Below are 939 nucleotides of genomic sequence, written 5' to 3'. Positions count from 1 at the left end.
GGCGCAGATCGGGGACAGCGGGCGCGGCGGGCGTTTCGCCGGGCTCGGGCCGCGGCTGCGACGGCTACGCGTCGGCGGCCGGGTCGCCGCCGGCACCGGGCTGTTCGTGCTCGGATTCACCTCGGTGTTCGTCTCCTTCGGCGCCGCCTTTGGCGGACTCGGTCAGTGGTTGGTCCGCCATCAGGTCGGGATGAGCCAGATCCTGGGGGCGTTCACCATCGTCATGGGCCTGGCCTTCGCCGGGATGTTCTCCCGGATGTCCTGGGCGAACCGCGAGTGGCGCATCCACCGGCTGCCACGCCCCGGCCTGCTCGGCGCGCCGGTGCTCGGGGTGCTGTTCGGCATTGGCTGGACCCCCTGCCTCGGCCCCACCCTGGCGGCCGTGCAAGGGCTGGCGGTGTCGAGTGCGACGGCCGGCCGGGGCGCGTTCCTCTCCGCTGTGTACTGCCTGGGACTCGGGCTGCCCTTCCTCGCCGTCGGGCTCGCCTTCCGGCGCGCTGTCGGCGCCCTGCACCTGCTGCGGCGACACACCCGCGCCCTGACCCTGTCCGGTGGCGTGCTGCTCGTCGCGGTCGGGATGCTCCAACTCACCGGGGAGTGGACCGACCTGATCGCCAACCTGCGGCCCTACGCCCCCGGCTTCTCGGAGACGCCGCTGTGACCTCTTCCACTCGTCCCCACCAGCCTGCCGGCACGGCCACCGGCCTGGCGCCGAAGCCGGGCCCCGACGGCCCCGACGGCCCCGACGCGCCGGCCGCGGCCGATTCGGCGGGCACCATCGACGACGAGACGGTCGGGTTCGACCCGGACTCCTCGGGTGGACGCCGCTTGCCCGACGGGCACGCCGACGCCCGGGTCGCGGTCGCGCCGGACGCGTTCGCGCCACCCGGACCCAACCGAGCTGGCCGAGCCGACCGAGCTGGCGGGCTGGGCCCGGAC

Annotated in this window: 1 protein-coding gene and 1 pseudogene; both read left to right on the top strand. The window is 75.1% G+C overall.

The window, feature by feature from the left end; all coding sequences use genetic code 11:
• Nucleotides 1-661, top strand: a 661-nt coding sequence (locus tag ND748_RS32855) for a cytochrome c biogenesis CcdA family protein (protein ID WP_251750141.1), incomplete at its 5' end; no start/stop codon positions are given.
• Nucleotides 658-939 (top strand): annotated as a pseudogene (locus ND748_RS32850) (cytochrome c biogenesis protein ResB); the annotation flags it as partial. The gene ND748_RS32855 and the pseudogene ND748_RS32850, both read left to right, overlap by 4 nt.

Source organism: Frankia sp. AiPs1, from assembly GCF_023716945.1.
Classification (GTDB): domain Bacteria; phylum Actinomycetota; class Actinomycetes; order Frankiales; family Frankiaceae; genus Frankia.
Note: the sequence above shows the minus strand (reverse complement) of the source record. Positions and strands in the feature narration are given on the sequence as shown.